This window comes from Sphingosinithalassobacter sp. LHW66-3 (assembly GCF_050703275.1).
Taxonomy (GTDB): domain Bacteria; phylum Pseudomonadota; class Alphaproteobacteria; order Sphingomonadales; family Sphingomonadaceae; genus Sphingomonas.
Genome location: NZ_CP193482.1, coordinates 2,831,558 through 2,857,106, shown reverse-complemented (window position 1 = coordinate 2,857,106; position 25,549 = coordinate 2,831,558). Strand labels below are relative to the sequence as shown.

Annotated in this window: 32 protein-coding genes and 1 pseudogene; 22 read left to right on the top strand and 11 right to left on the bottom strand. The window is 66.5% G+C overall.

The annotated features are described in order from the left end of the window. The gene (locus ACQ450_RS14040) at positions 1-2,583 is read left to right on the top strand and encodes an HWE histidine kinase domain-containing protein (protein ID WP_431469734.1); all 2,583 of its coding nucleotides are present in this window, start codon (positions 1-3) and stop codon (positions 2,581-2,583) included. Positions 2,584-2,670: 87 nt separating this feature from the next. Here the strand turns inward: ACQ450_RS14040 and ACQ450_RS14035 are convergent, their stop codons facing one another. The 5 genes from ACQ450_RS14035 to dnaK all read right to left on the bottom strand — a co-directional run bounded on the left by ACQ450_RS14035 (position 2,671) and on the right by dnaK (position 7,728). Next, entirely contained in the window at positions 2,671-3,150 is a 480-nt protein-coding gene (locus tag ACQ450_RS14035; protein WP_262503892.1) for a glycine zipper 2TM domain-containing protein, read from the bottom strand. 134 nt (positions 3,151-3,284) lie between these two features. Further along, positions 3,285-3,920, bottom strand: coding sequence for a hypothetical protein (locus ACQ450_RS14030; RefSeq protein WP_431469733.1), 636 nt, complete (start codon positions 3,918-3,920; stop codon positions 3,285-3,287). Next, on the bottom strand, positions 3,917-4,537 hold the full coding sequence (locus ACQ450_RS14025) for a hypothetical protein (protein ID WP_431469732.1): 621 nt from the start codon (positions 4,535-4,537) through the stop codon (positions 3,917-3,919). Before ACQ450_RS14025 ends, ACQ450_RS14030 begins: the two co-directional genes overlap by 4 nt. Positions 4,538-4,591: 54 nt before the next feature. Next, on the bottom strand, positions 4,592-5,704 hold the full coding sequence (dnaJ, locus tag ACQ450_RS14020; RefSeq protein ID WP_431469731.1) for a molecular chaperone DnaJ: 1,113 nt from the start codon (positions 5,702-5,704) through the stop codon (positions 4,592-4,594). A 107-nt stretch (positions 5,705-5,811) separates the two neighbouring features. Next, a complete protein-coding gene (dnaK, locus tag ACQ450_RS14015; protein WP_431469730.1) occupies positions 5,812-7,728 on the bottom strand; it encodes a molecular chaperone DnaK in 1,917 nt (638 codons plus the stop codon). A 166-nt stretch (positions 7,729-7,894) separates the two neighbouring features. Here dnaK and ACQ450_RS14010 point away from each other — a divergent pair, with 166 nt between their 5' ends. Genes ACQ450_RS14010 through ACQ450_RS14000 form a run of 3 tightly spaced genes read left to right on the top strand, consistent with a single transcriptional unit; the run spans position 7,895 to position 9,651 of the window. After that, on the top strand, positions 7,895-8,338 hold the full coding sequence (locus ACQ450_RS14010) for a copper chaperone PCu(A)C (RefSeq protein WP_188054320.1): 444 nt from the start codon (positions 7,895-7,897) through the stop codon (positions 8,336-8,338). Beyond that, positions 8,338-8,820: a vgr related protein gene (locus ACQ450_RS14005; RefSeq protein ID WP_431469729.1), complete on the top strand. Its 483-nt coding sequence runs from the start codon at positions 8,338-8,340 to the stop codon at positions 8,818-8,820. The genes ACQ450_RS14010 and ACQ450_RS14005 overlap by 1 nt, the downstream gene beginning before the upstream one ends. A 51-nt stretch (positions 8,821-8,871) precedes the next feature. After that, positions 8,872-9,651, top strand: coding sequence for a crotonase/enoyl-CoA hydratase family protein (locus ACQ450_RS14000; RefSeq protein WP_431469728.1), 780 nt, complete (start codon positions 8,872-8,874; stop codon positions 9,649-9,651). A 90-nt stretch (positions 9,652-9,741) separates the two neighbouring features. On the opposite strand, the gene ACQ450_RS13995 is transcribed toward ACQ450_RS14000, so the two are convergent. From ACQ450_RS13995 to ACQ450_RS13985, 3 genes are all read right to left on the bottom strand, one after another. Further along, positions 9,742-10,035: a hypothetical protein gene (locus tag ACQ450_RS13995; RefSeq protein WP_188054317.1), complete on the bottom strand. Its 294-nt coding sequence runs from the start codon at positions 10,033-10,035 to the stop codon at positions 9,742-9,744. Positions 10,036-10,074: 39 nt separating this feature from the next. Further along, positions 10,075-10,632, bottom strand: a complete 558-nt coding sequence (locus ACQ450_RS13990; RefSeq protein WP_431469727.1) for a hypothetical protein — start codon at positions 10,630-10,632, stop codon at positions 10,075-10,077. A 153-nt stretch (positions 10,633-10,785) separates the two neighbouring features. Then, positions 10,786-11,661, bottom strand: coding sequence for a dienelactone hydrolase family protein (locus ACQ450_RS13985; RefSeq protein WP_431469726.1), 876 nt, complete (start codon positions 11,659-11,661; stop codon positions 10,786-10,788). Between the two features lie 185 nt (positions 11,662-11,846). On the opposite strand from ACQ450_RS13985, the gene ACQ450_RS13980 reads away from it, so the two are divergent. From ACQ450_RS13980 to ACQ450_RS13970, 3 genes are read left to right on the top strand one after another with little or no spacing between them, the layout of a single operon-like run. Beyond that, positions 11,847-13,013 carry a PepSY-associated TM helix domain-containing protein gene (locus tag ACQ450_RS13980; RefSeq protein ID WP_431469725.1) on the top strand — a complete coding sequence of 389 codons (1,167 nt, stop codon included), beginning with the start codon at positions 11,847-11,849 and terminating at the stop codon, positions 13,011-13,013. Then, a complete protein-coding gene (locus ACQ450_RS13975) occupies positions 13,010-13,189 on the top strand; it encodes a hypothetical protein (RefSeq protein ID WP_188054313.1) in 180 nt (59 codons plus the stop codon). The genes ACQ450_RS13980 and ACQ450_RS13975 overlap by 4 nt, the downstream gene beginning before the upstream one ends. A 43-nt stretch (positions 13,190-13,232) precedes the next feature. Then, positions 13,233-15,413: a TonB-dependent receptor gene (locus ACQ450_RS13970; protein ID WP_431469724.1), complete on the top strand. Its 2,181-nt coding sequence runs from the start codon at positions 13,233-13,235 to the stop codon at positions 15,411-15,413. A gap of 45 nt (positions 15,414-15,458) precedes the next feature. On the opposite strand, the gene ACQ450_RS13965 is transcribed toward ACQ450_RS13970, so the two are convergent. Next, positions 15,459-15,605, bottom strand: a complete 147-nt coding sequence (locus ACQ450_RS13965) for a hypothetical protein (protein WP_431469723.1) — start codon at positions 15,603-15,605, stop codon at positions 15,459-15,461. Here ACQ450_RS13965 and ACQ450_RS13960 point away from each other — a divergent pair. After that, positions 15,604-15,891 (top strand): UvrB/UvrC motif-containing protein, encoded by a 288-nt coding sequence (locus tag ACQ450_RS13960; RefSeq protein ID WP_431469722.1) that lies wholly within the window; start codon positions 15,604-15,606, stop codon positions 15,889-15,891. The two genes, ACQ450_RS13965 and ACQ450_RS13960, sit on opposite strands and share 2 nt — an antisense overlap. Positions 15,892-16,006: 115 nt before the next feature. Beyond that, entirely contained in the window at positions 16,007-19,030 is a 3,024-nt protein-coding gene (gene uvrA / locus ACQ450_RS13955) for an excinuclease ABC subunit UvrA (RefSeq protein ID WP_431469721.1), read from the top strand. Between the two features lie 24 nt (positions 19,031-19,054). Here uvrA and ACQ450_RS13950 read toward each other — a convergent pair whose 3' ends face one another. Beyond that, on the bottom strand, positions 19,055-20,740 hold the full coding sequence (locus tag ACQ450_RS13950; RefSeq protein ID WP_431469720.1) for a P-loop ATPase, Sll1717 family: 1,686 nt from the start codon (positions 20,738-20,740) through the stop codon (positions 19,055-19,057). A 151-nt stretch (positions 20,741-20,891) separates the two neighbouring features. On the opposite strand from ACQ450_RS13950, the gene ACQ450_RS13945 reads away from it, so the two are divergent. The 8 genes and pseudogenes from ACQ450_RS13945 to ACQ450_RS13910 all read left to right on the top strand — a co-directional run bounded on the left by ACQ450_RS13945 (position 20,892) and on the right by ACQ450_RS13910 (position 23,056). Next, positions 20,892-21,110 carry a DUF433 domain-containing protein gene (locus ACQ450_RS13945; RefSeq protein ID WP_431469719.1) on the top strand — a complete coding sequence of 73 codons (219 nt, stop codon included), beginning with the start codon at positions 20,892-20,894 and terminating at the stop codon, positions 21,108-21,110. Continuing rightward, the gene (locus ACQ450_RS13940) at positions 21,110-21,433 is read left to right on the top strand and encodes a DUF5615 family PIN-like protein (protein ID WP_431469718.1); all 324 of its coding nucleotides are present in this window, start codon (positions 21,110-21,112) and stop codon (positions 21,431-21,433) included. The genes ACQ450_RS13945 and ACQ450_RS13940 overlap by 1 nt, the downstream gene beginning before the upstream one ends. Positions 21,434-21,463: 30 nt before the next feature. Then, on the top strand, positions 21,464-21,682 hold the full coding sequence (locus ACQ450_RS13935; protein ID WP_431469717.1) for a hypothetical protein: 219 nt from the start codon (positions 21,464-21,466) through the stop codon (positions 21,680-21,682). A 145-nt stretch (positions 21,683-21,827) separates the two neighbouring features. Continuing rightward, entirely contained in the window at positions 21,828-21,962 is a 135-nt protein-coding gene (locus tag ACQ450_RS13930) for a hypothetical protein (protein WP_431469716.1), read from the top strand. A gap of 66 nt (positions 21,963-22,028) precedes the next feature. Further along, positions 22,029-22,241 (top strand): annotated as a pseudogene (locus tag ACQ450_RS13925) (type II toxin-antitoxin system death-on-curing family toxin); the annotation flags it as partial. Then, positions 22,225-22,434: a hypothetical protein gene (locus tag ACQ450_RS13920; protein WP_431469715.1), complete on the top strand. Its 210-nt coding sequence runs from the start codon at positions 22,225-22,227 to the stop codon at positions 22,432-22,434. The pseudogene ACQ450_RS13925 and the gene ACQ450_RS13920, both read left to right, overlap by 17 nt. A gap of 32 nt (positions 22,435-22,466) precedes the next feature. Further along, positions 22,467-22,649, top strand: coding sequence for a type II toxin-antitoxin system RelB family antitoxin (gene relB / locus ACQ450_RS13915; protein WP_431469714.1), 183 nt, complete (start codon positions 22,467-22,469; stop codon positions 22,647-22,649). Beyond that, a complete protein-coding gene (locus ACQ450_RS13910; RefSeq protein ID WP_431469713.1) occupies positions 22,646-23,056 on the top strand; it encodes a cold shock domain-containing protein in 411 nt (136 codons plus the stop codon). The genes relB and ACQ450_RS13910 overlap by 4 nt, the downstream gene beginning before the upstream one ends. A 59-nt stretch (positions 23,057-23,115) precedes the next feature. On the opposite strand, the gene ACQ450_RS13905 is transcribed toward ACQ450_RS13910, so the two are convergent. After that, entirely contained in the window at positions 23,116-23,361 is a 246-nt protein-coding gene (locus ACQ450_RS13905; protein WP_188054302.1) for a hypothetical protein, read from the bottom strand. A gap of 241 nt (positions 23,362-23,602) precedes the next feature. On the opposite strand from ACQ450_RS13905, the gene ACQ450_RS13900 reads away from it, so the two are divergent. The 5 genes from ACQ450_RS13900 to ACQ450_RS13880 all read left to right on the top strand — a co-directional run bounded on the left by ACQ450_RS13900 (position 23,603) and on the right by ACQ450_RS13880 (position 25,535). Next, the gene (locus ACQ450_RS13900) at positions 23,603-23,818 is read left to right on the top strand and encodes a hypothetical protein (protein ID WP_431469712.1); all 216 of its coding nucleotides are present in this window, start codon (positions 23,603-23,605) and stop codon (positions 23,816-23,818) included. Positions 23,819-24,189: 371 nt separating this feature from the next. Continuing rightward, positions 24,190-24,402 (top strand): cold-shock protein, encoded by a 213-nt coding sequence (locus tag ACQ450_RS13895; RefSeq protein WP_188054300.1) that lies wholly within the window; start codon positions 24,190-24,192, stop codon positions 24,400-24,402. 62 nt (positions 24,403-24,464) lie between these two features. Beyond that, positions 24,465-24,665, top strand: a complete 201-nt coding sequence (locus ACQ450_RS13890) for a hypothetical protein (protein WP_188054299.1) — start codon at positions 24,465-24,467, stop codon at positions 24,663-24,665. 62 nt (positions 24,666-24,727) lie between these two features. After that, complete coding sequence (locus ACQ450_RS13885; RefSeq protein ID WP_431469711.1) at positions 24,728-25,063, top strand: hypothetical protein; 336 nt, start codon at positions 24,728-24,730, stop codon at positions 25,061-25,063. Between the two features lie 25 nt (positions 25,064-25,088). After that, positions 25,089-25,535, top strand: a complete 447-nt coding sequence (locus tag ACQ450_RS13880; RefSeq protein WP_431469710.1) for an OsmC family protein — start codon at positions 25,089-25,091, stop codon at positions 25,533-25,535. Positions 25,536-25,549: the final 14 nt, after the last annotated feature.

The window sequence follows — 25,549 nt, the reverse complement described above, 5'->3', positions numbered from 1 at the left end:
GTGGCGGACCGGGAAGAAGAAGCGTTTCAGGTTGACCTGACCAACTGCGATCGCGAGCCGATTCACGAGCTCGGGGCGATCCAGCCGTTCGGGTTTCTGATCGCCGTTTCGAGCGACTGGCTCGTCAAGCGCGCCTCGGCGAACGTCGTGGATACGTTCGGCATCCCCGCCGAGGAGATGCTCGGCACCCCGCTCACCGAGCACATGTCGGCCACGGTGGTCCACACGCTGCGCAACCGCCTGACCATGCTGCGCGGCGCCGATGCGGTCGAGCGTGTGTTCGGCCTGGCGATGTTCGCCGACCAGCCCGATCGCTGCTTCGACTTCGCCGTGCACATGGTCGAAGACACGATCATCATCGAGGGCGAACCGAGCGACGTCGACGCGCATACCGATCCGGCCAGCGCGATCCGCGGCATGATGGCGCGGCTCGACGATACGCCCGATCTTCCCGCCTATTTCCGGGAGGGCGCACGCCAGGTGCGTGCGCTCACCGGCTTCGATCGCGTGATGGTCTATCAGTTCGATCGCGACGGATCGGGCATCGTCGTGGCCGAGGCCGCGCGCTCGGGCATCGGCAGCTTTCTCGATCTGCGCTATCCGGCGAGCGACATTCCGGCGCAGGCCCGCAAGCTCTATCTGCGCACGCCGTTCCGCCTCATCGCCGATGTCGAGGCAAAGCCGGTGCCGATCGTCCCCGAGCGCGACGAGACCGGCGCGCCGCTCGATCTGTCGCTTTCGGTGCTTCGCTCGGTCTCGCCGATCCATATCGAATATCTGAAGAACATGGGCGTCGGCGCCTCGATGTCGATCTCGATCATCGTCGAGGGCAAGCTCTGGGGCCTGTTCGCGTGCCATCACTACAGCGGATCGCGCTGCCCTGGTTTCGAGCGCCGCTCGATCGCCGAGCTGTTCGGTCAGATGTTCGCGCTCAAGCTCGAGAGCCGCGAGCGCAAGGCGCTGTCGGCCTATGAAACCGCCGCGCGCGGGACCAGCGACCGGCTGCTCGCCGCCGTCGCGGGCGACGCCACGCTGCTCGACAATCCCGAGTGGCTGGGCGGCATCATGCGCGAAGTCGTGCCGTGCGACGGCATCGCGATCTGGATCGACGGCAAGGTGGCGATGAGCGGCGCGACGCCGCCCGCCGATGCCATTCCGGCGCTCGTCCGGCGCCTGAACGCCATGGCGGCGGGCCGCGTGTTCGCGACCGATCACGTGGCGGAGATCCTGCCGCAGGCCGCCGAGTACGCCGGCCTCGGCGCAGGGCTGCTCGCCATTCCGGTCTCGCGCAGCCCGCGCGACTATGTGCTGCTGTTCCGTCAGGAGCGGGTGCGCAACGTCACCTGGGGCGGCGATCCGCACAAGCCGGCGCAGCTCGGCCCGAACGGCGCCCGCCTCACGCCGCGCAAGAGCTTCGAGGCGTGGCGGCAGGAAGTGCGCGGCCGGTCCGAACCCTTCACCGATCCGCAGCTGCGTGTAGCCGAGATGCTGCGCGCGTCGCTGATCGAAGTCGTGCTGCGGCTGTCGGACGATGCGCAGGAGGAGCGGCGGCGCGCCTCCGAGCGGCAGGAACTGCTGATCGCCGAGCTCAACCACCGCGTCCGCAACATTCTCAGCCTGATCCGCGGCCTCGTCCGCCAGTCGCGCGATCCCGCGGTCGAGGCGGCGAGCTATATGGCATTGCTCGAAGGGCGGATCGAAGCGCTCGCCCGCGCGCACGATCAGATCACTCAGGATAACTGGAGTCCTGCCCCGCTCGCGCGGCTGATCGAAACCGAAGCCGCTGCCTATCTTGGCGGACGCGCGGAGCGAGTCGCACTCGACGGGCCGATGATTCTTCTGCGCCCGGCCGCCTTTTCCACGCTCGCACTCGTATTTCACGAGCTGATGACCAATTCGGCGAAATATGGCGCGCTCGCCGACAGCGGCACCGTCCACGTCACCTGGCAGCTCGACGCCGAGGGCGATTGCATCCTCCAGTGGCGCGAGCGCGGGGGTCCGGCGGTCCAGCCGCCCAGCCGTCAGGGCTTCGGCACCACCATCATCCAGCACTCGATTCCCTATGATCTGGGTGGCAAGGCGGACGTCCGCTATCCCGTGACCGGCCTCGAGGCTGATTTCTGCATTCCCGCGCGGCAGGTCACGGTCGATGGAACGGTCCCCAAGGCTGGCTCGGACCCCACTGCGCGCGCGTTCGAAACGCCTTCGGTACCCGAGGCGCGCCCGGTGCTTTCCGGCAATGCGCTGCTGGTCGAGGACAGTCTCATCATCGCGATGGACGCCGAGGACATCCTCGTGAATCTCGGCGCAACGCGCGTCGTGACGGCCGCGGGCATCGCGCAGGCGCTGGACGAGCTCGAGCAGGACAGTTTCGAGATCGCCGTGCTCGATTTCAATCTCGGCAGCGAGACCAGCATGCCGATCGCCGATGCGCTGCGCGCCGCCGGCGTGCCCTATGTCTTCGCGACCGGCTATGGCGAGCAGCTCAAGCTGCCTGCCGATCACCAGGACGCGCCGGTGATCCAGAAGCCCTATACCGCCGGCAACATGGCGTGGACGCTGGGGGAAGTGCTCGGGCGCTGATCGCCGCGAGCGAAGCCGTCGCCGCCCGCGCCGGGCCCCGAAGATCCTTCCCCGGAAAGCCCGGCGCGTCCGGCACGTCCGGCTGCCTCAGCGGCAGCGGCGGCCGTCGCGACGATCCTCGTTGCGATCGATCGAATTGCCCAGCACCGCGCCGAGGACGCCCCCGATGATCGCACCGGCCGTGCTGTCGCCGCGACCCGCGACGCCCGCGCCGATCACTGCACCGGCGACGCCGCCGATCACCGTGCCGGTCGTTCCGTCCTCGCGGTGGCAGTAGTAGCGGCCGCCGTCGCCGCGCCACACCGGGCCGTTATAATAGCCGCGGTTGTCGTAATAGCGGGCGTAGCGGCGATCCTGGCGCCGCTCCGAGCGGCGATAGTCGCGCCGATCGGCGCGGCGCGCCTCGCGGCGGTCCCGCCGGGCATCGTAGCGATCGTAATAGCCGTTGTAGTTATGATCTTCGGCGTAGCGATCCGCGCGGTCGTTGTACCGCTGCGCCGACGCCTCGACGGTCATCGCGGGCACCGCGAGAATCGGGAGAATAAAACCCAGAGCGAGCTTGCGCATGACGAGCCTCCTGTCTTGCCGCGGTCGCAAGGTGCGCCGCGATGAAGGCCATAAGACCCGAGTCGCGCTGAGCCTTGTCTGAATTCGCCCGACAGCCGCCGTTCAGCAAGTTTCGGCCGGGTAACGAACCGTCGCTACTCCGCCGCGCTCGCCGCATCGTCGGCGACGAAGCCGAAGAAGATCCCCTGCTCCCACAGGTTCGATCCCGCTGCCGCCGCGCTCAGGCACTCGAACTCCTCGGGCGCGGGCGGGTCGGCCAGCGCCGCGGCGCTCAGCGTCAGATAGCGGCCGTCGGCCGACGCGATCAGCGTCCCGGGCCGGGCGACGCTGCAATGCGTCTCCAGTCGCGCGGCGAACGCCGCCAGCGGCTCGCTGGCGGAATCGTGGAGCGGCAGCCCCTCGCGCAGACCCAGCATTTCGAGCTGCCGCAGTCCTCCATGGTGGACGCGCAACGGCTCCAGTTCTTCGCCCAGCTCGACCGAGCGGCCGGCCATGTCCACGCTGTCGAACCGCAGATGGGTGCCATAGCCGCCCTCCGCCTCGATCCGTACGGCGCAAGCCAGCACTTCCTCGGGAAGCGGTTCCTCGCCGGTGATCGTCGCCTCGACGGTTCCCACTGCCGCGTCGGTGAGGCTCGTAACCCGCTCGGCGGGGATTCCGCAGGCGATCAGCGCCGCTTCGATCGGCGCCTCCTGCCCGGCGTGCGCGGCGCCAAGCATCGCCAGCAGTGCAGCTCCGCTCACGGCGGCAAGAACCGGGAAGCGCGTCATCGGCCGCCCGTCTGCCACGCGGTCAATTCGCGCAACCGCTCGACCTGGGCCGGCACGTCTCCGCCAACTTGGCCGATCGCCCGGTCGATCGAGTCGCAGGGCGCGATGTCGAGCACGCCCGCGATGCAGGTGACGACATAGAAGAGCTCAAAGCCCGGACGAGGGCATGCGGCGCCGTTGGCCGTGGCTCCGTTGACCCAGCCGAACCGCGACATGCACCCGGTTCCGTTCTCCCAGGCGAAGCGACTGCCCGGCCCGGTGCCATGTTCCCAGTAATAGCGGCTCCACGGCCCGGTGCCGTTCTCCCAGAAATAGCGGGTCGCCGGGCCGGTCCCGTTCAGCCAGGCGTACAGCGATCCCGGCGCCGTCCCGTTCAGCCAGAAATAGCCGGAGCCGTCATCCACCCCGTTGAGGATATAGTGGAGCGATCCGGCACCGCTGCCGTTGACGAAATGCTCAAGAGTGAACCGCGCCGCCTGCCTCGCCTGCGCATCGACGCGTCGGATCTGCGCAACGTCGGGCTGGAACGGCGGAGGTGGCGCGGATTCGGCGTGCACCGGCAGGAAAGCTCCGATCCACGCCGCCATCCCGGCGCTTGCCCAACCACCAGTCCCCATGCCGCTTCTCCCTCGGGCGCGAGGGTGTCGCGCGCGCGGGGAACGGTCAAGCGTTCAGCCGCCGACCGCCTTGCGTACCTTGGCGAAGAAGCCCTGGCTCGCCGGGCATTCGTCGCCGGTTTCGATCGCGCGAAACTCCTCGAGCAGCTCGCGTTGCCGCGCCGACATGCGAGTCGGCGTCTCGACTTCGATCGTCACCACCAGGTCGCCGCGTCCGCGCCCCTGCAGCACCGGCATGCCGGCGCCGCGCTGGCGCTGCTCGCGCCCGGATTGGGTGCCCGGCGCCACCTTGATCGTGTGGACCTCGCCGTCCAGCCCCGGAATCTCGATCTCGCCGCCCAGCGCCGCCGTGGTGAAGCTCACCGGCGCGCGCGCGAACAAGGTCGTGCCCTCGCGCTGATAGATCGGGTGCTTGGCGACATGGAGAAAGATGTAGAGATCGCCCGCCGGGGCGCCGCGCGCGCCAGCCTCGCCTTCGCCGGTCAGGCGGATGCGCGTGCCGTCGTCCACGCCGGGCGGCACGTTGATCGACAGCGTCTTGGTCTTGTCGACTCGGCCCTCGCCACGGCAGCGACCGCAGGGTTCCTGGATCAGTTCGCCCGCGCCGTGGCACGTCGGGCACGTCCGCTCGACCACGAAGAAGCCCTGGCTCGCGCGGACCTTGCCCATGCCCTTGCACATGCCGCAGGTCTGGGCGCTGGTGCCCGGCGCCGCGCCCGAACCCGAGCACGTGTCGCACGCGCTGGAGACATCGACCGTGATCTCGGTCGCCTTGCCGTGAAACGCGTCGTCGAGCGTGATCTCCATGTCGTAGCGCAGATCGGCGCCGCGCCGCGTCTGCCGCCCGCCGGGCCGGCCGCCGCCCATGAACTCGCCGAACACGCTTTCAAAGATATCGCTGAACGCGCCGAAGTCCTGGGCGCCGCCGCCGCCGCCGTTCTGGAAGGCGGCATGGCCGAACCGGTCGTATGCGGCGCGTTTCTGCGGATCGCGCAGCACGTCATAGGCTTCGCTTACCGCCTTGAACTTGGCCTCGGCGTCGCGGCATCCGCCGTTGCGGTCCGGATGATACTGCATCGCGAGCTTGCGATAGGCGGACTTCAGCGTTGCATTGTCCGCCGTCCGCTCGCAGCCGAGCAGTTCATAATAGTCGACTTGAGTGGTCATACGTGCCCCGCCCGCGAACGCCCCTCGACTTCGCTCGGGAGGAACGGAAGGGTGAGGCCCCTATTCCCGTTCGGTTCGAGCGAAGTCGAGAACCGTTGCATGCGCCCTTACGCCTTGTTGTCGTCCACTTCCGAAAACTCGGCGTCGACCACTTCCTCTTCCGAGCCGGCTTCGCCGCCCGCGGCCGCGCCGGCCTGCGAAGGCTGCGCCTCGCCGGCCTGCTGCTGCTCGTAGATCGCCTGGCCGAGCTTCATCGCAACCTGCGCCAGGTTCTGCGACTTGCTCTGCATCGCCTCGGCGTCGCCGCTCTCGACGGCGCTCTTGGTCTCAACGATCGCCGCTTCGATCTCGGACTTCAGCCCGGCATCGACCTTGTCGCCGTTCTCGGCGAGCTGGCGCTCGGTAGTGTGGATCAGGCTCTCGGCGTTGTTCTTCGCCTCGGCATCCGCACGGCGCTTCTTGTCTTCCTCGGCGAACTTCTCCGCGTCGCGCACCATCTGCTCGATGTCGGCTTCGTTGAGACCGCCCGACGCCTGGATGCGGATCTGCTGTTCCTTGCCGGTGCCCTTGTCCTTGGCGCTGACGTTAACGATGCCGTTGGCGTCGATGTCGAACGTGACTTCGATCTGCGGCACGCCGCGCGGAGCCGGCGGGATGCCGACGAGGTCGAACTGGCCGAGCATCTTGTTGTCGGCCGCCATCTCGCGCTCGCCCTGGAAGACGCGGATCGTAACCGCCTGCTGATTGTCATCGGCAGTCGAATAGACTTGCGACTTCTTGGTCGGGATCGTCGTGTTGCGGTCGATCATGCGCGTGAACACGCCGCCCAGCGTCTCGATTCCGAGGCTCAGCGGAGTCACGTCGAGCAGCAGCACGTCCTTGACGTCGCCCTGCAGCACGCCCGCCTGGATCGCCGCGCCGATCGCCACGACTTCGTCGGGGTTCACGCCGGTGTGCGGTTCCTTGCCGAAGAACTCCTTCACCACCTGACGCACCTTGGGCATGCGCGTCATGCCGCCGACGAGCACCACCTCGTCGATCGCATTCGCCTTCACGCCCGCATCGGCCAGCGCCTTGCGGCACGGCTCGAGCGTCCGCTGGATGAGATCGTCGACCAGCCGCTCCAGCTCGGCGCGGTTGATCGTCTTGACGAGGTGCTTCGGTCCGTTCTGGTCCGCCGTGATGAACGGCAGGTTCACTTCGGTGGTCTGCGCGCTCGAAAGCTCGATCTTGGCCTTCTCCGCGGCTTCCTTCAGCCGCTGCAGCGCCAGCTTGTCCTTGGTGAGGTCGATGCCCTCGGCCTTCTTGAACTCGTCGGCGAGGAACTGGACGATCTTGGAGTCGAAATCCTCGCCGCCCAGGAACGTGTCGCCGTTGGTCGCCTTCACTTCGAACACGCCGTCGCCGATCTCGAGGATCGAGATGTCGAACGTGCCGCCGCCCAGGTCATAGACCGCGATGGTCTTGTTGTTGTCCTTGTCGAGGCCATAGGCCAGCGCCGCCGCCGTCGGCTCGTTGATGATGCGCAGCACTTCAAGCCCTGCGATCTTGCCCGCGTCCTTGGTCGCCTGGCGCTGCGCGTCGTTGAAATATGCCGGAACCGTGATGACGGCCTGGCTGACGGTCTCGCCGAGGTAGCTCTCGGCGGTTTCCTTCATCTTCTGCAGGATGAACGCGGAGATCTGGCTCGGCGAATATGCTTCGCCGCCCGCCTGCACCCAGGCATCGCCGTTCGATCCCTTGACGATGTCATAGGGCACCAGCTCGGTGTCCTTCTTCGTCACCGGATCATCGAAGCGGCGGCCGATCAGGCGCTTCACCGCGAAGACGGTGTTGTCCGGATTGGTGACGGCCTGGCGCTTGGCCGGCTGGCCGATCAGCCGCTCGCCATCCTTGGCGAAGGCGACGATCGACGGCGTGGTGCGCGCGCCTTCCGCATTTTCGATAACCTTGGGCTTGCCGCCTTCCATCACGGCAACGCAGCTGTTGGTCGTGCCCAGATCGATACCGATAACTTTAGCCATGGTCCCTCGTTGGCCCCCGTATTGAAATTCATGCGGCCCGCGCCCCGAAAATGGCGGCGCGTGCCGGTCTGATCCGCGATATAGGTGCGGTTCGGCTTGCCGCAAGATCGCGTCGCTTCTACGAAAATGTCCCGATTTCCCGTTTTGAGAAGGAGCCGCCGCCGCCATGTTCAGGATTGCAGCACCTGCGGTCGCCCTCGCCCTGCTCGCCGGTTGCCAGCAGCCGGCCGAGGAAGTTGCCGTCACCGATGCCTGGGTGCGCCTGCCCGCGGTCGCGGCCAATCCGGGCGCGGCCTATTTCACGATCGAGGGCGGCGCCGATCCCGCCACGCTCGTCGCAGTGCGTGCGCCCTTCGCGCTGCGGACCGAGATGCACGAAAGCATGCATCACGACGGCCGCATGACGATGGAGCCGATCGGCGACGTTCCGATTCCCGCGCGCGGCACGCTCGCCTTCGAACCCGGCGGCAAGCACGTTATGGTCTATGACATCAGCCCTAATGTGCGAGCCGGCACGCCGGTGCCGCTGCGCTTCGAATTCGCCGAGGGCCGCGAGATCGAAGTCGAGGCGCAGGTGGTCGGGCCCGCCGATCCCGCGCCCGAGGATTGATGCTCCGCACCGCGCCGGCGAGCGACGGCGAAGTCGCCGGGCGGCCGCTCACGCCCGGCGAGATCAAGCTCGCGCGCTCGGTGTTCGACGGCGCGATCGACTATGCGCGGGTCCGGGTCCACAACCGCAAGTGGATCTTCTTCCAGCCGAGGAGCACCACCATGGCGCCGCTCGGCTCGATTCACTTCAATCCCGCCGGCGGCCTCTACCGCCCCGACTTCGCCGATGCGCCGCTCACCCTCCAGGGGCTGTTCATTCACGAAATGGTGCACGTCTGGCAGCATCAGCGCGGCATCTTCCTGCCGCTCGTGCGCCACCCCTTCTGCCGGTACGGCTACAGCTTCAGGCCCGGCCGCCCGCTCCACCGCTACGGCATCGAGCAGCAGGCCGAAATCGTCCGCCACGCCTTCCTGCTCCGCCGCGGCTGCGCCGTCGCCGGCGCGCCCGGGCTGAGCAGCTACGAAAGCCTGCTGCCGTTCTGAGTGCTGCGCCGCACGATTGACTTGCCCGCGAACGCCGCGACACTCAATGCGATGTCCTCCGCAGACTCCCGGCCGATCAAGATCGAAACGCGCGACGCGATCACCATCGTCACCATCGATCGGCCGCACCGCCGCAATGCCGTCGATCCCGCCACTGCGGTCGCGCTGCGCGATGCCTTCGCCGCCTTCGACGCCGACGCCGAGGCGAAGGTCGCCGTCCTCACCGGCGCGGGCGGCAGCTTCTGCTCCGGCTATGATCTCCACGCCGTCGCCAGCGATCCGCCGCCCTATGACGCCGCCGGTTCCGGCCCGATGGGCCCCACCCGCGCGACGCTTTCCAAGCCGGTGATCGCCGCGGTCGAGGGGCATGCCGTTGCCGGCGGGCTCGAACTCGCGCTTTGGTGCGACTTGCGCGTCGTGTCGGAGGCAGCCGTGTTCGGCGTGTTCTGCCGCCGCTGGGGCGTGCCGCTGATCGACGGCGGCACGATCCGGCTACCGCGCCTGGTCGGCCAGGGCCGGGCGATGGACATGATCCTCACCGGCCGCCCGGTCGACGCGCGCGAGGCGCATGCGATCGGCCTCGCCGACCGGCTGGCGCCCGAGGGGCAGGCACGCGCCGCCGCGGTTGCGCTGGCCCAGGAAATCGCCGCCTTCCCCCAGCGCTGCATGCGCGCCGACCGCGCCTCGGCGCTCGCCCAGTGGAGCCTGCCGCTCGAAGACGCGCTGCGCGCCGAAGCCGAGGGCGGCGAACGCCCGTTGCGCGAGGAGGGCCATGCCGGCGCCGGCCGCTTTTCGGGCGGCGCCGGCCGCGGCGGCAGCTTCGGCGCATAAACTCGGCGCATAAAGAAGCCCTCCCCATCGCCGATGGGGAGGGCAGTTGGTCGAACGGTGGGGAGGAGCCGGCGGCGCCGGCTCCCGCACTCAGCGCCGCCGGCCGAACGTCGCGATCTGTGCGCGGCCGCCGGGGCCCGCCGGAGTCACCAGCACGGGCACGCCGTCGCGAATGTCGATATTGTCGACGTTGACGATCTTGCCGTCCTCCATCCGCAGCGCGATCACTTCCTCGCGATTGAGATCGGCCAGCATGTCATCGATCCGGCCCATCTGCTGGCCTTCGGGCGACATCAGCTGCTTGCCGCGAAGGTCCTGCTCGGGATGCTTCAGCTCCCATTTGTCGAGTCCGTCCAGTTCGCGGACATCATGTTCCTTGGTCATGTTTCTCTCCATGAATTCTGTCGGGGGGCGATGCGGCGCTTACTTCGTCACGACCTGTGCGTAGATGTAGCGCTCGACGCCATCGGGCAGCGGACGCGCGCGATCGTTATAGATCACCGTATCCTCCGGGATGCCGCCGGCTGCATCACGGATCGCGCCGCGGATCGCCACGGTATCGCCGGCATCGACGTTGACTCGGCCCTCGACGTTGTTGCTGCGGTCGATTTCCTCGTCGAGCACGACATAGACGCGCTCGCCGCTCGCATCGGCGATCCAGAAGCCGGCATCGCTGCGCATTTCGACGACGTTGATGCCCGTCAGATCGACTTCGCGGCCGACGATCGAATTGTCGGTCGCGCCGGTGATCGTCGTCAGGTCGGTGATCGGCGCGTCGGACTCGGTCGTCTCCATCGCCATATTGTCGGTCATCGGCGTGGTTTCGGCGGGGGCGGTCACCGGCACCGGCTCGGTCACGAGCACATCGTCATCGTCGTCGCCGAGGAACGCCCAGAGCAGCAGCGCAAGGATGATCAGCGCCAATACGGCCCAGATCCATCCGGGTACGCCCTTTTTCTTCTCGATCGGAATTTCTGCCATGCGGTATCACTCCTGTTCGATTGAGAACCGGGGCGCACGCGTCGCCGCTGCGCGTCCCTTGCTCTCCGATGAACGGAGCGGGCGCGGCAAATATCCGCGATCCTGTGCTTTTTTTGAGCCGAACCGGTCCTCGACGGGAATAATCGGCCGATTCTAGAGCCGTGCGAACAGCGCGCTCATTGCCGCCCATGCCCGCTCGGCCGCCGCCGGATCATAGGCGGGGCTGTCGATCACCGTCCAACCATGGTCGGCGGGATAGACTTCCACCTGCGCCGGCACGCCCGCCGCCTGCGCCGCCGCGCGCAGCACCGTCTTCACTTCGGGCTCCTGCGCATCGTCGTTCTGCGCGATCGCGAACAGATAGGCCGCGCGAGTCGCGTCCAGCAGCCGGTGCGGCGATTGGGGATCGTCCTCGCGCACCAGCCCGCCGCCGTGCAGCGACGCCGCCGCGCGCACCCGCCCGGGCACCGCCGCCGCGCTGTACACAGTGAACGGCCCGCCCATGCAATAGCCGTTGGTGCCCACGCCGCGCCCGCTGTCCACCTCGTCGCGCGCGTCGAGCCACGCCACTGCTGCGGTTGCGTCGCGCATCACTGCGTCGGGCGTCAGCGCCGCGCGCCACGGCCCCACTTTCTCGAACCCGCCCTGCGCGCGAAACGCGGCGAAGTCGGCGAACTGCGGCGCAGCCAGCGCGCGATAATAGGGGTTCACCACCAGCACGGCATGGCCGTGCGCCGCCAGCCGCCGCGCCATCACCTTGAACGCCTCGCGCAGCCCGGCGATGTCCGGCCAGGTGAGCACCGCCGGATGGCGACCCCTCGCCGGCGCCACGAAGAAGGCGTCGATCCTCCCGTCGGGCGAGGGCACGGAAACCATCTCCTCGATCAGCCCGCCCGCACCCTCCTCTGCACGCGGCGCGCAGGCGGCAAGCGCTCCCAGCGCACCCGCCGCGACGAATCGCCGCCGGTTCATCGCCCAGTCGAACCCGCCCTGCCGGCCCCACGCTTCCAGATTGTCGCGCTCGCACATGGTCGCTTCCCTTCGCAGCCGATCGGCCGAACCCGACGAATAGCGCAGTTTTCGCGGCGACAGAAGTACTGCGCCGCGCCCGCGCGCCTCGTTCGCGCGACGATGCAACTTTGTTGCGCGAGGCTTGCGGTCCCGCCCGTGCGCGCCTAAGCGCTAATGCGAAGCGTTCTTGATAAGGGGTCGTCGTGGGACGGGCATCGATACGTGCATGGTTCCTCGTCCATAAGTGGACGAGCCTTGCCTGCACGCTTTTCCTGCTGATGCTCTGCATCACCGGGCTGCCGCTCATTTTCCACGACGAGATCGACCGGCTCACCGAAGCCACCCCCGAATATGGCATGCCTGGCGTCGGCTCCTCCAGCGACGCGCCGGGGCTGCTGCCGCTCGACGCGATCCTCGAACGCGCGCTCGCCGCGCGGCCGGGCGAAGTGCCCGTCTATATGGCGTTCGACAATGATCAGCCCGCGATCACCGTCACCACCGCGCCGCGCCCCGATTCCCCCGCGCACGACATGACGCTCCTGTTCTTCGATCGCTCGACGGGCGCGCGCACCGGGCAGGCGGACGAAAGCGGCGTGATGCACTTCCTGCTCCAGCTCCACACCGACATGTTCCTCGGGCTGCCGGGCATGTTGTTCCTCGGCGCGATGGGGCTGCTGTTCGTCGTCGCGATCGTCTCGGGCGTCGTGCTCTACGCGCCGTTCATGCGGAAGCTCGATTTCGGCACGCTGCGCGTTTCGCGCAGCCGTCGCCTCAAATGGCTCGACTATCACAATCTGCTCGGCATCGTCGGCGTCGCGTGGATGGCGACGGTGGGCGTCACCGGCATCATCAACGCGCTCGCCACGCCGATCAACCAAGCGTGGCAGGCGAACGAGCTTGCCGCGATGACGCGCGAATATGCCGGGCAGGATCCGCTGCCGCCCTCGCGCTACGGCTCGCTCGACGCCGCGATGGCGCAGGCGCGCAAGGCGCTGCCCGGAAACAATCCCCAGTTCATCGCCTTTCCGGGCGGCAGCTTCAGCTCGAAGCATCATTATGCGGTGTTCTTCCAAGGCGATACGCCGCTGACGCAGCAACTGCTCACGCCCGCGCTGATCGACGCGGAAACCGGCGTCTTCACCGATGCGCGGCCCATGCCCTGGTATTATCAGGCGCTCTCGCTCTCGCGCCCGCTGCATTTCGGCGACTATGGCGGGCTGCCGCTCAAGCTGCTCTGGGCCGCGCTCGATCTGTTCACGATCGTCGTGCTGGCGAGCGGCGTCTATCTCTGGCTCGGCAAGCGCCGCGCCTCTCCCGACGCGCATGTCCGCGAAGTGGCGAGCGGCGGCGAAGCGATCGCCGCGGCATGAGTCGCGCGCGTTCGGCCGGAGCGGTGTTCGCGCTGCCGCTTCTCATCGCGCTTGCCGGGTTCGTCGGGCTCGTCGCGGCGCTCACCGGCGATGGCTGGCGCGATGGGATCGCCTGGGTGGGACTCGGCATTCCGGTCGCGGCAGTGGCCTGGGCGATGCGCGTCCGCAAATTCTGAAACCGCGCGACTCAATCGCGCGCACATGGGGAAAAGAGTGAATATGGTGACTTCTCGTATCGCGATCCGGCTGTTGCTCGGCGCTTCGGCGGCCGCGCTCGCGCTGCCCGCCGCCGCGCAGGAAAGCCGCACCGCCGAGGAAATCATCGTCACCGCACAGCGCGAGAACGCCACCGGGGTGGAACGCGGCGGCAGCGCGGGCGTGCTCGGCGACAAGCCCGCCGAAGACATCCCGTTCAGCATCCGCAGCTATGACGAGACGCTGATCCGCAACCAGCAACCCTATACGCTGGGGCAGGTGCTCGAGAACGACCCCACCGTCCGCACCAGCTACGGTTTCGCCAATGCCGCCGAACAGTTCGTCATCCGCGGCTTCGCGCTGGCGGGCGACGATGTCGGCTTCGACGGGCTCTACGGCATCACCCCGCGTCAGCTGATCGCGCCCGAGCTCTACCAGTCGGTGCAGGTGCTGAACGGCGCGAGCGCCTTCCTCAACGGCGCGGCTCCCGGCGGATCGGGCATCGGCGGCAGCGTCAACCTGATCCCCAAGCGCGCCACCGACGATCCGCTCGCGCGCGTCTCCGCGATCTACAATTCCGACGAGCATTTCGGCGGCAGTTTCGACATTGGCCGCCGCTTCGGCGCGGGCGGCGCATGGGGCGTGCGGCTCAACGGCGCGTTCCGTAGCGGCGATGTCTCGATCACCGACGAGTTCCGCGAAACCGCGGTGCTGGGCGGCGCGATCGACTATGCCGCCGGCCCGCTCCGCCTCTCGCTCGATCTCGCCTATCAGCGCGTCGAAGTGCGCCGCCTGCGCCCCAAGCTCACCGTCAACGGAGTCGTCCCGCGCGTTCCCGACGCCGATGTCAACTATGGCCAGCCGTGGCAGGAAACCACGCTGCGCGACATATTCGGCCAGTTCCGCGCCGAATATGATCTCGGCGAAAACGCGATGCTCTACGCCGCGTTCGGCGCGCGCGACGGCTCGGAATCGGGCGTCTACAGCAGCCTCACGCTGCTCGACGCGGACACCGGCGCGGCCAGCGTCTCGGGCTCGTTCATTCCGCGCACAGACAACAACGAAGCCGCCACCGCGGGGCTTCGCGCGAAGCTGGCGCACGGCGGGATCAGCCATGAAGTCAATTTCGGCGGGTCGATGAACTGGCTGGTCAACCGCAACGCCTATGAATTCTACGCAGTCTCGCCGGTCCTCAACAACATCTACGATCCGATCATCGTCCCGCGCTCCACCACCGTCACCTTCGCCGGCGGCGACCTCGACGATCCCTTCCCCATTTCGCGCACCCGCCTGGGCAGCGCCTTCGCGTCGGACACGATCGGCCTCTGGAACGATCGCATCCTCGCCACCGCCGGGCTGCGGCTCCAGACGATCACCGCCACTTCCTATTCCGCCTTCACGGAAGAGGAGACGGGCGAATACAGCGAGAGCGCCGTCACCCCCGTCTTCGGCCTCGTCGTGAAGCCCACCAACCGCATCTCGCTCTACGGCAATTATATCGAGGCGCTGGTACAGGGCGCGACCGCCCCGGCGAGCGGCGCGAACCCGGACGGCGGCGGCACGCTGCCCGTGCGCAACGCGGGCGAGGTGCTCTCCCCCACGCGCTCCGAACAGATCGAAGTGGGCGCGAAATACATCGCCCCACGCTTCAGCGCCGGCATCGCGCTGTTCCGCACCGATCGCGCGATCGCGATCCTCACCCCCGATCCCGACTCCACCGACATGCTCGTCTTCGGGCCATTCGGCATCCAGCGCCACCGCGGCATCGAGGTGAGCTTCGAGGCCGAGCCACTCGACGGGCTGCGCCTCATCGCCGGCGGATCGGTGATCGACGCGAAGCTGCGGCGCACGCAGGGCGGAGTCAACGAAGGCAATCAGGCGGTCGGCGTGCCGGAATATCTGGTCAACGCCAACGCCGAATGGGATCTCCCCTTCGCGCGCGGGCTGACGCTCACCGGCCGCGTCGTCCACACCGGCGAACAGCCCGCCAATATCGCCAACACGCTGTTCCTCGAAGACTGGACGCGCTTCGATCTCGGCGCGCGCTACGTCGCGGTGGCGGGCAACATGCCGCTCACGCTGCGCTTCAGCGTCGATAACGTAGCGAACGCACGCTACTGGGCCTCCGCCTTCGACAGCTTCCGTCCCGACCTGCTGCAGGGCGCCCCGCGCACCTTCAAGCTGTCCGCCTCGCTGGAGCTGTAAGCCACGCGCCGGCGGGGGCAGCGCGCCCCCGCCGCACGCCGCGGGTCAGATTTCGGCGAAGAAGTCGGGCAGCACGTCCATTTCCTCACGCACCACCTGCCGCACGCGAACGCCAAGCGGCGACCTATAGACTACCCCTGCCGAGGCGATACCACGGCACTCCCAACGCGCTCCCCGCGTTACCCCCGCCATGACCGACACGATCGAAACGCTCCGCGCCCGGATGGAGGCCGCTGCCGAGGCGATGGAGTTCGAGGAGGCGCGGCGGCTGCGCGATCGGATCAACCTGCTGCGCGGCGGCGCCGATGGCGCTGCCGCCGCGCGCGCCGACACCAGCGGGCTCACCCGCCAACAGCCCGGCGCAATGGGGCTCGGAACCTCACGCGGCCGCCCCAGCCGCCCCGAAGGCTGGACCCCGCCCGAAAAGCCCGATCCGATGACGCGCGGGCGCGGCCGGCGCGGCGGCGCGCGCGACTGACACGGCGCCGGCCCCCGCGCGTTCCGCCCAGTTCCGCTGCGCCCCTCGCACTCGCAGCACCGCGCCCCTATCTCCCCTCTGTACCCGCCTTCAGAACAGAAGTAGAACTTCCCGAATGAGCCTAAGCCATATAAGCGTCCGCGGCGCGCGCGAGCATAATCTCAAGGACGTGTCGGTCGATATTCCGCGCGATACGCTGACGGTGATCACCGGCCTGTCGGGCTCGGGCAAGTCCAGCCTCGCCTTCGACACCATCTATGCCGAGGGGCAGCGCCGCTATGTCGAGTCCTTAAGCGCCTATGCGCGCCAGTTCCTCGAGATGATGCAGAAGCCCGACGTCGATCATATCGAGGGCCTCTCCCCCGCCATCTCGATCGAGCAGAAGACCACGAGCCGCAATCCGCGCTCCACCGTCGCGACCGTCACCGAAATCTACGATTACATGCGCCTGCTCTGGGCGCGGGTCGGCATTCCCTACAGCCCGGTGACCGGCCTGCCGATCAGCGCGCAGACGGTCAGCCAGATGGTCGATCGCGTGCTGGCGCTGCCGGAGGGCACGCGCCTCCTGCTCCTCGCCCCGGTCGTGCGCGGCCGCAAGGGCGAGTATCGCAAGGAGCTTGCCGAGTGGCAGAAGGCAGGCTTCCAGCGCGTCCGCATCGACGGCGAGACCTATCTGATCGAGGAGGCGCCGGCGCTCGACAAGAAGTACAAGCACGACATCGAAGTCGTCGTCGATCGCCTCGTCGTGCGCGAGGATATCGCGACGCGGCTGGCCGACAGCTTCGAAACGGCGCTCAAGCTGGCCGACGGGCTGGCGTATGTCGATCTGGTGGATGGAACGGTGGCGGAGGTGGCCCCTTCTTCCCCCCTCCCGCTTGCGGGAGGGGTCGGGGGAGGGCATGTCGCCGAAGCCCCCCAGACGTTCGTCGCAGAGGGTGACAGCCCCTCCCCCAGCCCCTCCCGCGAACGGGAGGGGAGCAAGGGCGGCATGAAGAACGCCGGCATCCCCGATAACCGCATCGTCTTCTCCGAACGCTTCGCCTGCCCGGTCAGCGGCTTCACCATTCCCGAGATCGAGCCCCGCCTGTTCAGCTTCAACGCGCCGCAGGGCGCCTGCCCGGCGTGCGATGGCCTGGGCGAGCGGCTCGAATTCGACCAGGGCCTCGTCGTCCCCAACGAGGATCTGTCGCTCAAGAAGGGCGCGATCGTCCCCTGGGCCAAGTCCAATCCGCCCAGCCCCTATTACATGCAGGTGCTCGGCAGCCTCGCGCGCGAACTCGGCTTCAGCCTCGAAACGCCCTGGGGCGAACTGCCGCCCGAAATCCGCGACACCATCCTCCACGGCACCAGGGGCAAGCCCGTCACGCTCACCTTCGTCGACGGCCGCAAGTCCTACGACGTACGCAAGCCGTTCGAGGGCGTGATCGGCAACTTGAACCGCCGCATGCTCCAGACCGAAAGCGCCTGGATCCGCGAGGAGCTCTCCAAATACCAGGCCGCGCACCCCTGCGAGACCTGCGGCGGCGCGCGCCTCAAGCCCGAGGCGCTGGCGGTGAAGGTCGCCGGCCAGCACATCAGCCACGCCACCCACCTCAGCGTGGTCGACGCGCTGCAATGGTTCGCCGACCTCCCCGACAAGCTCACCGACCAGCAGCGCGAGATCGCCCGCGCGATCCTCAAGGAAATCGACGAACGCCTCGGCTTCCTCAACAATGTCGGGCTCGATTACCTCAACCTCGATCGCACGAGCGGCACGCTCTCGGGCGGCGAGAGCCAGCGCATCCGCCTCGCCTCGCAGATCGGCAGCGGCCTCTCGGGCGTGCTCTACGTCCTCGACGAACCCAGCATCGGGCTGCATCAGCGCGACAACGACATGCTGCTCGCCACGCTCCGCCGCCTGCGTGATCTCGGCAACACCGTCGTCGTGGTCGAACATGACGAGGATGCGATCCGCTCCGCCGACTATATCCTCGACATGGGCCCCGGCGCGGGCGTCCACGGCGGGCAGGTCGTCGCGCGCGGCACGCTCCCCGAAATCCTGGCGACCCAAGGCAGCGTCACTGCCGACTATCTCAACGGCACCCGCGAAGTCCCCGTCCCGGCCAAGCGCCGCAAGGGCAGCGGCAAGAAGCTCACGGTGCACAACGCCACTGCGAACAACCTCACCGGAGTCACTGCGTCGATCCCGCTCGGCACCTTCACCTGCATCACCGGCGTCTCGGGCTCGGGCAAGTCCAGCTTCACCATCGACACGCTCTACGCCGCCGCCGCGCGCCAGTTGAACGGCGCGCGCATCCTCGCGGGCAAGCATGACAAGATCACCGGCCTCCAGCATCTCGACAAGGTGATCGACATCGATCAGTCGCCGATCGGCCGCACCCCGCGCTCGAACCCGGCGACCTACACCGGCGCCTTCACCAACATCCGCGACTGGTTCGCCGGGCTGCCCGAGGCGCAGGCGCGCGGCTACAAGCCCGGCCGCTTCAGCTTCAACGTCAAGGGCGGCCGGTGCGAGGCGTGCCAGGGCGACGGCGTGCTCAAGATCGAGATGCACTTCCTCCCCGACGTCTATGTCGAATGCGACGTGTGCCACGGCGCGCGCTACAATCGCGAGACGCTGGAAGTGAAGTTCAAGGGCAAGAGCATCGCCGACGTGCTCGACATGACCGTCGAGGACGCGGTCGAATTCTTCAAGGCCGTGCCCCCGATCCGCGACAGGATGGCGATGCTCGCCGAAGTCGGCCTCGGCTATGTCAAGGTGGGGCAACAGGCGACCACCCTGTCGGGCGGCGAGGCGCAGCGCGTCAAGCTCGCCAAGGAACTCGCCCGCCGCGCCACCGGCAACACGCTCTACATCCTCGACGAACCCACCACCGGCCTGCATTTCGAGGACGTCCGCAAACTCCTCGAAGTCCTCCACGCGCTGGTCGAACAGGGGAATACGGTGGTGGTGATCGAGCATAACCTCGACGTCATCAAGACCGCCGACTGGATCCTCGATCTGGGGCCGGAGGGCGGCGTCAAGGGCGGCGAAATCGTCGCTGAGGGCACGCCTGAACAGGTGGTCAAGGAGAAGCGATCCTATACCGGCAAATACCTCGCGCCGCTCTTGAGCCGTCCCGCCCAAGCCGCTGAATGACGGCAGAGCAACACGCAGATTGATTCAAGACGGGATTAACCTTCTGGGGTCTGTATATTTTCCGAGGGCTTTGAAAAGCATCGGATGGATTGCAAATGTTGTGTCTATTGATACCTTGTTTAGCTGAAGCGTGGGCTGATTTGCGAAGCTCCACTCATACGGCGCTCCATCGCGAGACTTGAAACCAATTGCTCCGATGAGGTACAGAACTCTCAACACGTCACGCCTCACTTCAGGCCAAGAGGATTGATTATTTACAATCAGATCGCATTGGCGTTTGAAAAGCCCGACTTTCGATTCGCTTCCATCTGCGTTAACTATATTAATGCAAGCTTCTTCTAGTATATGATCACTGATATCATCGTACTTGAACCGAGGCTCAACTTTCGACAAGCACTCGAGCACTTCTTCTAGATCTCCGTAGGCTTCACGCCACTCGTCTGCCAAGGATGCTAAGCGCTTTGCAGAATAGGAATCTTCTGCACGACGAACTACGCGGTGGTTAACACTGCTTTGACCAGCAGCAGCTTCCAAACATTCGTTAATAAACGCAATTATATCTCGAGGCCTTTGCAGCGTTCTCTCGTAGATATACGAGAATGTATCGCTCTCTCCTACCCTTTTAGAAAATACATCTGAGAACCTCGCCCCATCTTTTGTGTACTGTTTCTTGAAAAGAAGTGAAATTCTCTTGTCTGCGAGCTCCTTAAGTTCACTTTCGTTCCAGCGAATTCTAAGATACATATCTTCATACTTCTCTTGCTGGAACCCTGCCGCCGTGGTATTTTGTAGAACGGTTTCGAGAAGGTCTAGACGTAGACTTATAACTATCTTCAAGTTTCTAACGCGGCGAAACTTTTTGATCGTTTCAACAAGCGCCCTGATGAGCTTAAACCTAAGACTGTCATGCACCCAACCGGTGTCTAAGTCGTCTACTATGATATAGTACCTCTCTTGCGCGTCATTGAATATGTCTTGTGATAGAAGATTCATAACCTCGTTTAGCTCTTGAAGCTGAACGTTATTAACAACCCTCTGTGCCTTATTTATGATTTCTTTTGTCTCTTGAACTGACTCCAGATTGCCATCCTTCATGTCGGCGACAATCCTTGCCTTGAAAGCGGTGACATCTAATCCGACGTGATCTTGAAAGTCTTTTTCAATCCTAGTCACAACCTCACGGACACGTTCCTCCGTATCCGCCCAGAAAGAGCTTCCATATTCAAACAGATAGTTTAACGCTTTCTCTTTTTTTGGATTTCCTAGTATTCGTTGCCTGAGGTTGGCTATCCAGTTCTTGGATATCGTTTCGTCATTTAGCTGCTTCTTTGCCTTGATAATCTCCACCGCAAGAACGTGACGCCATAGAAGTTGGTAAAATACATCAAGATCGATTCCAATATTATCAAAGAATCGCAATATATCTGAGTTGCTTATATAGTTTAGAGAAAGAGACTCGGGATCTAATTGTATTACGTTCTCCTGAGAATCGGCTAAGGAAATAAGCAGCGCACTCTTACCGGAACCGGTCCTGCCTAGTACGATGCATTTGGGACTGTTGGTGTCCGCCAGCTCATCCAGCGCCCCCGTAGAAACGAAGCTCTCTCTGAGATAAGCGCCGTCGTCTTCGGCAGACATTGCACCCACCGATAACCCTTGTCGCAATACTACTGCCAAGGCCTCGTCCCTCCTGTTTATCTCTAAGAGCATTTTGCAACGAAGTCGCCTTAGCGCAAGCGCAAGATGCGATCCGGGGATTCCGGGGACACGAATTCCGGGAATTACGGGGACACAATACCTAACTCCGTTTGCGCTCGCCCACCGATTGACGCCCCCCCCTCCCACCCCGCACACTGGCTCCATGAACCCGCGCATCGTCATTGATCCCGAAGTCTGCGGCGGCCGGCCGATCGTCGCCGGCACGCGGATGCGCGTCAGCGACGTGCTCGATGCGCTTGCCTCCGGCGCGGGCGTCGACGAACTGCTCGCCGACTTCCCCTATCTCACGCGCGAAGACGTGCATGCCTGCCTCGCCTATGGCGCGCGCGCCGTCGATCACACGGTGGTGCAGGCCGCCTGATGCGGCTGCTGATCGACGCGCAGCTGCCGCCCGGCCTGTGCGACTGGTTCCAGCAACGCGGCCTCGCGGCGGCGCACGTTCGTGACGTGCTCGGCGGGCAGGCGCCGGATCGCGCGATCCACGACCATGTCGAGCGACAGGCACTGACGCTCGTCACCAAGGATGACGATTTCCTGCTGCGCACCCCGCCGGTCCGCTCGCGGTTGATCTGGCTGCGCTGCGGCAACATCACCAATCGCGGCCTGCGCCTCTGGCCCACACCTCTGTGGCCGACCGTCGAGGCCCGGCTGAAAGAAGGCGAACGCATCGTCGAAGTGCGCTAGGAAAACCGCGCACCGAAAGCGTCGGCGACCATGGCATCGAAGACCTCGAAGACTGACGATTGGCCCGGCCGGCGGCTCGACATGGCCGCCTATGGCCGCGACCTAGCGCGCCGCCGTGCCGAGATCGAGGCGGAAACCGGCCAGCCGCTCGCCGTCCCGCGCAACAGCGGCGCGCGCCGCACCGAAAGCAAAAAAGCGCTCCTCGCCGAGATCGACCGCCTCGCCGCCGCGAAGGGCTTTCGCTGGTAGCCACGCCGCGCCTTCCGCGCGCGCTATCGTCCCTCGGAGGGCAAGCTTGGAAGTCCGGGGACACAATGGTTAGCTCGGTCGCCGCAAGACATTGAACATTTGGCATGACGACAAACATCAAATTCCCCGCTATAGGAAATGCATTATGCCCGCGCTGCGCAAGCCCGATCGCCGGCCTGCCCGGAAACCGCGCCCCACCGGCGAACGGTTCGACGCGCCTGCGGCGCATGAGCAGGCGAAGCAGCTCTGTCCCGAGGTGATGGCCCGCCTCGCCGAATGACGGCAACGCCCGCAGAACCTCCTCGCCTATAACGAGGAGGAAGATGTTGTCGCGCTCGGCTGCGCCCTCGCGGTGGGGCTCGCGCAGAACCACCCGTTCGCGCAAGGCAATAAGCGCACCGCGCATGCTGCCCTTTTCCGCTTCCTCTGGATCAACGGCTACACCTTTCGCGACCCCGACGCTCTCGCGCTCGCCGAACTGATGCTGCAGGTCGTCGATCACGCGATCAGCGAGGAGGAATATCGTGACGCAATCGACGCACATGTCATCGAGCGCTGACGACTGGCCCGGCAGGCGGATCGACATGGCCGCCTATGGCCGCGACCTCGCGCGCCGGCGCGCCGAGATCGAGGCGGAGACCGGCGCGCCGCTCGCCGTCCCGCGCAACAGCGGCGCGCGGCGCACCGAAAGCAAGAAGGCGCTCCTCGCCGAGATCGATCGCCTCGCTGCCGCCAGGGGCTTCCGCTGGTAGCAGGCGCCTTCCGCCCGCGCTATATTCGCGGCATGGGCAAGCTCGATCCAATCGTGTCCGAATTCGACACCGACGAGGAGGCCGAGGCGTATGACGCCTGGTTCCGCGCCAAGGTGGAGGCCGCGATGGCGTCTCCCGGCCCCGGCATTCCGCACGATCAGGTGTTGGCCGAAATGCAGGCGATCATCGACAAGCATCGGCAAACGGCGAAGTGAAGCTCATCTGGCGCCCGGAGGCGCGCCGGAGCCTGCTCGACATCACCGACTATATCGCCGAGCGCGATCCATCGGCGGCCCGGCGGCTCCGCGACGCCATCCTGCGTACCGCCGACCGGCTCCCCGATCACCCCTATCTCCACCGCCCCGATCGCGTGCCGGGCACGCGCGAGGCAGTGATCCACCCCAACACCATCCTCGTGGATCGCGTCGGCGAAAGCATCGAGATTCTCGCCGTCCTCCAATGGTTCAACAGCACCAAGGGCTTTGGCTTCATCACGCCGGACGACGGCGGCGCCGACGTGTTCGTCCATGTCTCCGCGGTCGACCGCGCCGGGTTCGGCAGCCTGAACGACGGCAGAAACTCGCCTATGAAGCGGTGCGCGATCCGCGCAGGGGCAAGGTGAGCGCGGAGAATCTCCGCGCGCTCTAGCCGAAGGGGCCGGCGCGCGGCCCCTTCGATCGATCAGCAGGAAACGCCGGGATATTCCGGGTCCGAACAGTCGCAATGCGGCGACGGCACTTCGCCTTCGTCATATTCGCACGTCGTCGACACGCATTTGCCGCCGCAGCAGCAGGTGATCGTCTTGACCACGCGGCCGCCCGCGCGCTGCGCGCCCGCCTTCGAATGGACGATCATATAGCCGTCGCCCTTGGCGGGCAGCAGCTGCACCTCCACGTCGACGCCGTTTTCCAGTCGCATCGTCTGCATTTCGCTCTCCCTCGTCGCAATGTTCCGAAAGCTCCTTTTCGCGCGACCCGATCTCGTCTCTTGCAAATCACGCCACAGAACTCCCGAATACGGGGAAGCTCGTCGCGCACTATACCGCGCGAATTGCGCAGGAAGAAGTGCCGAATAGCGGCGGTCGGCGTCTCGGCTGAATTTCCGCTGTCCTACAGCCGTGGTTTCGGCATATCTGACGGGTCCGCCCCGATTCGAGGAGGACATCGCAATGCCCCGCCGCGCTGCCGAACCGCCGCCGCCGCTCGCGCCCGGCTGCGTCGCCCCTGCCGGGCGCGACGACCCGCATCCTGCCGTCCGCGCCTGGATCGCGCTGCGCGACGCCGGACGGATCGGTGCGCCCGCCGCCGCCACGCCCGATGCCGCCCGCATCCGCGCCCGCACCGAAGCGCTCCTGCGCCCGCGCCGCCGCGGCGGCGTGTGGTGACGGCGCGGGGGAGCATCGAGGGGGGACGTGGCGCTGCATTCGCTGCGTTCGGGTATTAGAATACCGCGCCCGGCAGTGGGTGCGCGAGCGCGTGCGGCCGCCGTGCGTGCGCCTCAACGCGTGGGCTGTCGCGCGGGCGCACATGCGCGTTGAGGTGCGACCTTAGTGCGACCTTCGGCGGAAAACCGCGGGTTCGCGCCCCCCGCTCCGTGCCCGCCATTGCGGACCGGGGCCGAAAGCCCTATGTTGCCGGGGCTACAGTCGCAAACTGACGGTTACTGGTGCTTTGCGGCTCCGCTTTCCTTCTTTCCCTGCCTCCGCAGCACGAGGTCCGCCCACGCTGGGCGCGCCGCCAATCGAAGGAACATCACATGAGCACCACCGGAACCGTCAAATTCTTCAACGCCGACAAGGGCTATGGCTTCATTCAGCCCGACAACGGCGGCCAGGACGCGTTCGTCCACATCTCCGCCGTCGAGCGCGCGGGCATGACGACGCTTCAGCAGGACCAGCGCGTCAGCTACGAGCTCGAGCAGGACAAGCGCGGCAAGATGGCCGCCTGCAACCTCCAGCCGGCGGACTGACACGAGACACGGCGGCGCCTTCGGGTGCCGCCGTTTTTCCTTTCCCTTCCGCGGAGACCGTCATGACCGAAGCCGAAACCTTCCGCGCCCGCGCCGACGAGGCCGCGACGCTCGCCGCCGACACCGATCTCGCCAATGTCCGCGATCGCCACCTGCGCTCGCAGGCCGCGTGGGAAGCCATGGCCGTCCGCTCCGAGCGAGTTGCCACCCAGCGCGCGCGCAACGAGGCCGCCAAGGCAGGCGCCCCCGCCACCGCCGACTGATCGCCGGAACACCGCCGGCCTCCGTCCGTTCTCTCGGCAACCCCGAAAGGACAGGCAAGGTCATGGCAAAAAAGCAGAAGAATACCGCTCCTCAGGACCAGCCCCGCCGCGGCTTCCGCCGCTTCGCGCTGGGCAGCCTCGCGATCGGCGCGGTGGCGCTGGCGGGCCGCTATGCCAGGCGCCGCCGCGGCGCTCCGGCGGGCGGGCACAAGGCGCCCGATCTCGCGGCCGGCAAGCCGCATCCCGGCCCTGATCACCGCGCTCCCGAAGCCTTCCGCCCCGATCCCACTGCGCCGGTGCCCGAAAGCGAGCGCGACGCGCTCCGCCCCGCCACCGGCAAGCCCACGCTCGTCGCCGGCAGCGACGTCAAGGAAGGCCGCGCTCCCGCCGGCACCTGATCGCCACCAGCATCGGAGGAAACGCATGACCACCCGCACCGCTTCGGCGCGCTACGAAGGCTTCGGCAAGGACGGCAAGGGCTGGATGAGCACCCAGTCGGGCGTGCTTGATTCGAGCCGCTATGGCTTCGGCACGCGGTTCGAGGACGAACCCGGCACTAATCCGGAGGAGCTGATCGCCGCCGCCCATGCCGGCTGCTTCACCATGGCGCTCAGCTTCGCGCTGGCCCGCGCCGGCTTCAGCGATGGCACGCTCAACACCCGCGCCGCCGTGACGCTGGACAAGCAGGGTGAAGGCTTCGCGATTACGCGCTCCGAACTCACCCTCGATGCCGATGTGCCGGCGATCGACAAGGACGAATTCGAGAGGCTGGCGAACGAGGCAAAGGCGAACTGCCCCGTCTCGAAGCTGCTGACCGCCGAAATCGGCCTCACCATCCAGCTCGCCGGGCGTGCCCGCAACGACGGCTGAGCGCGACCGGACGA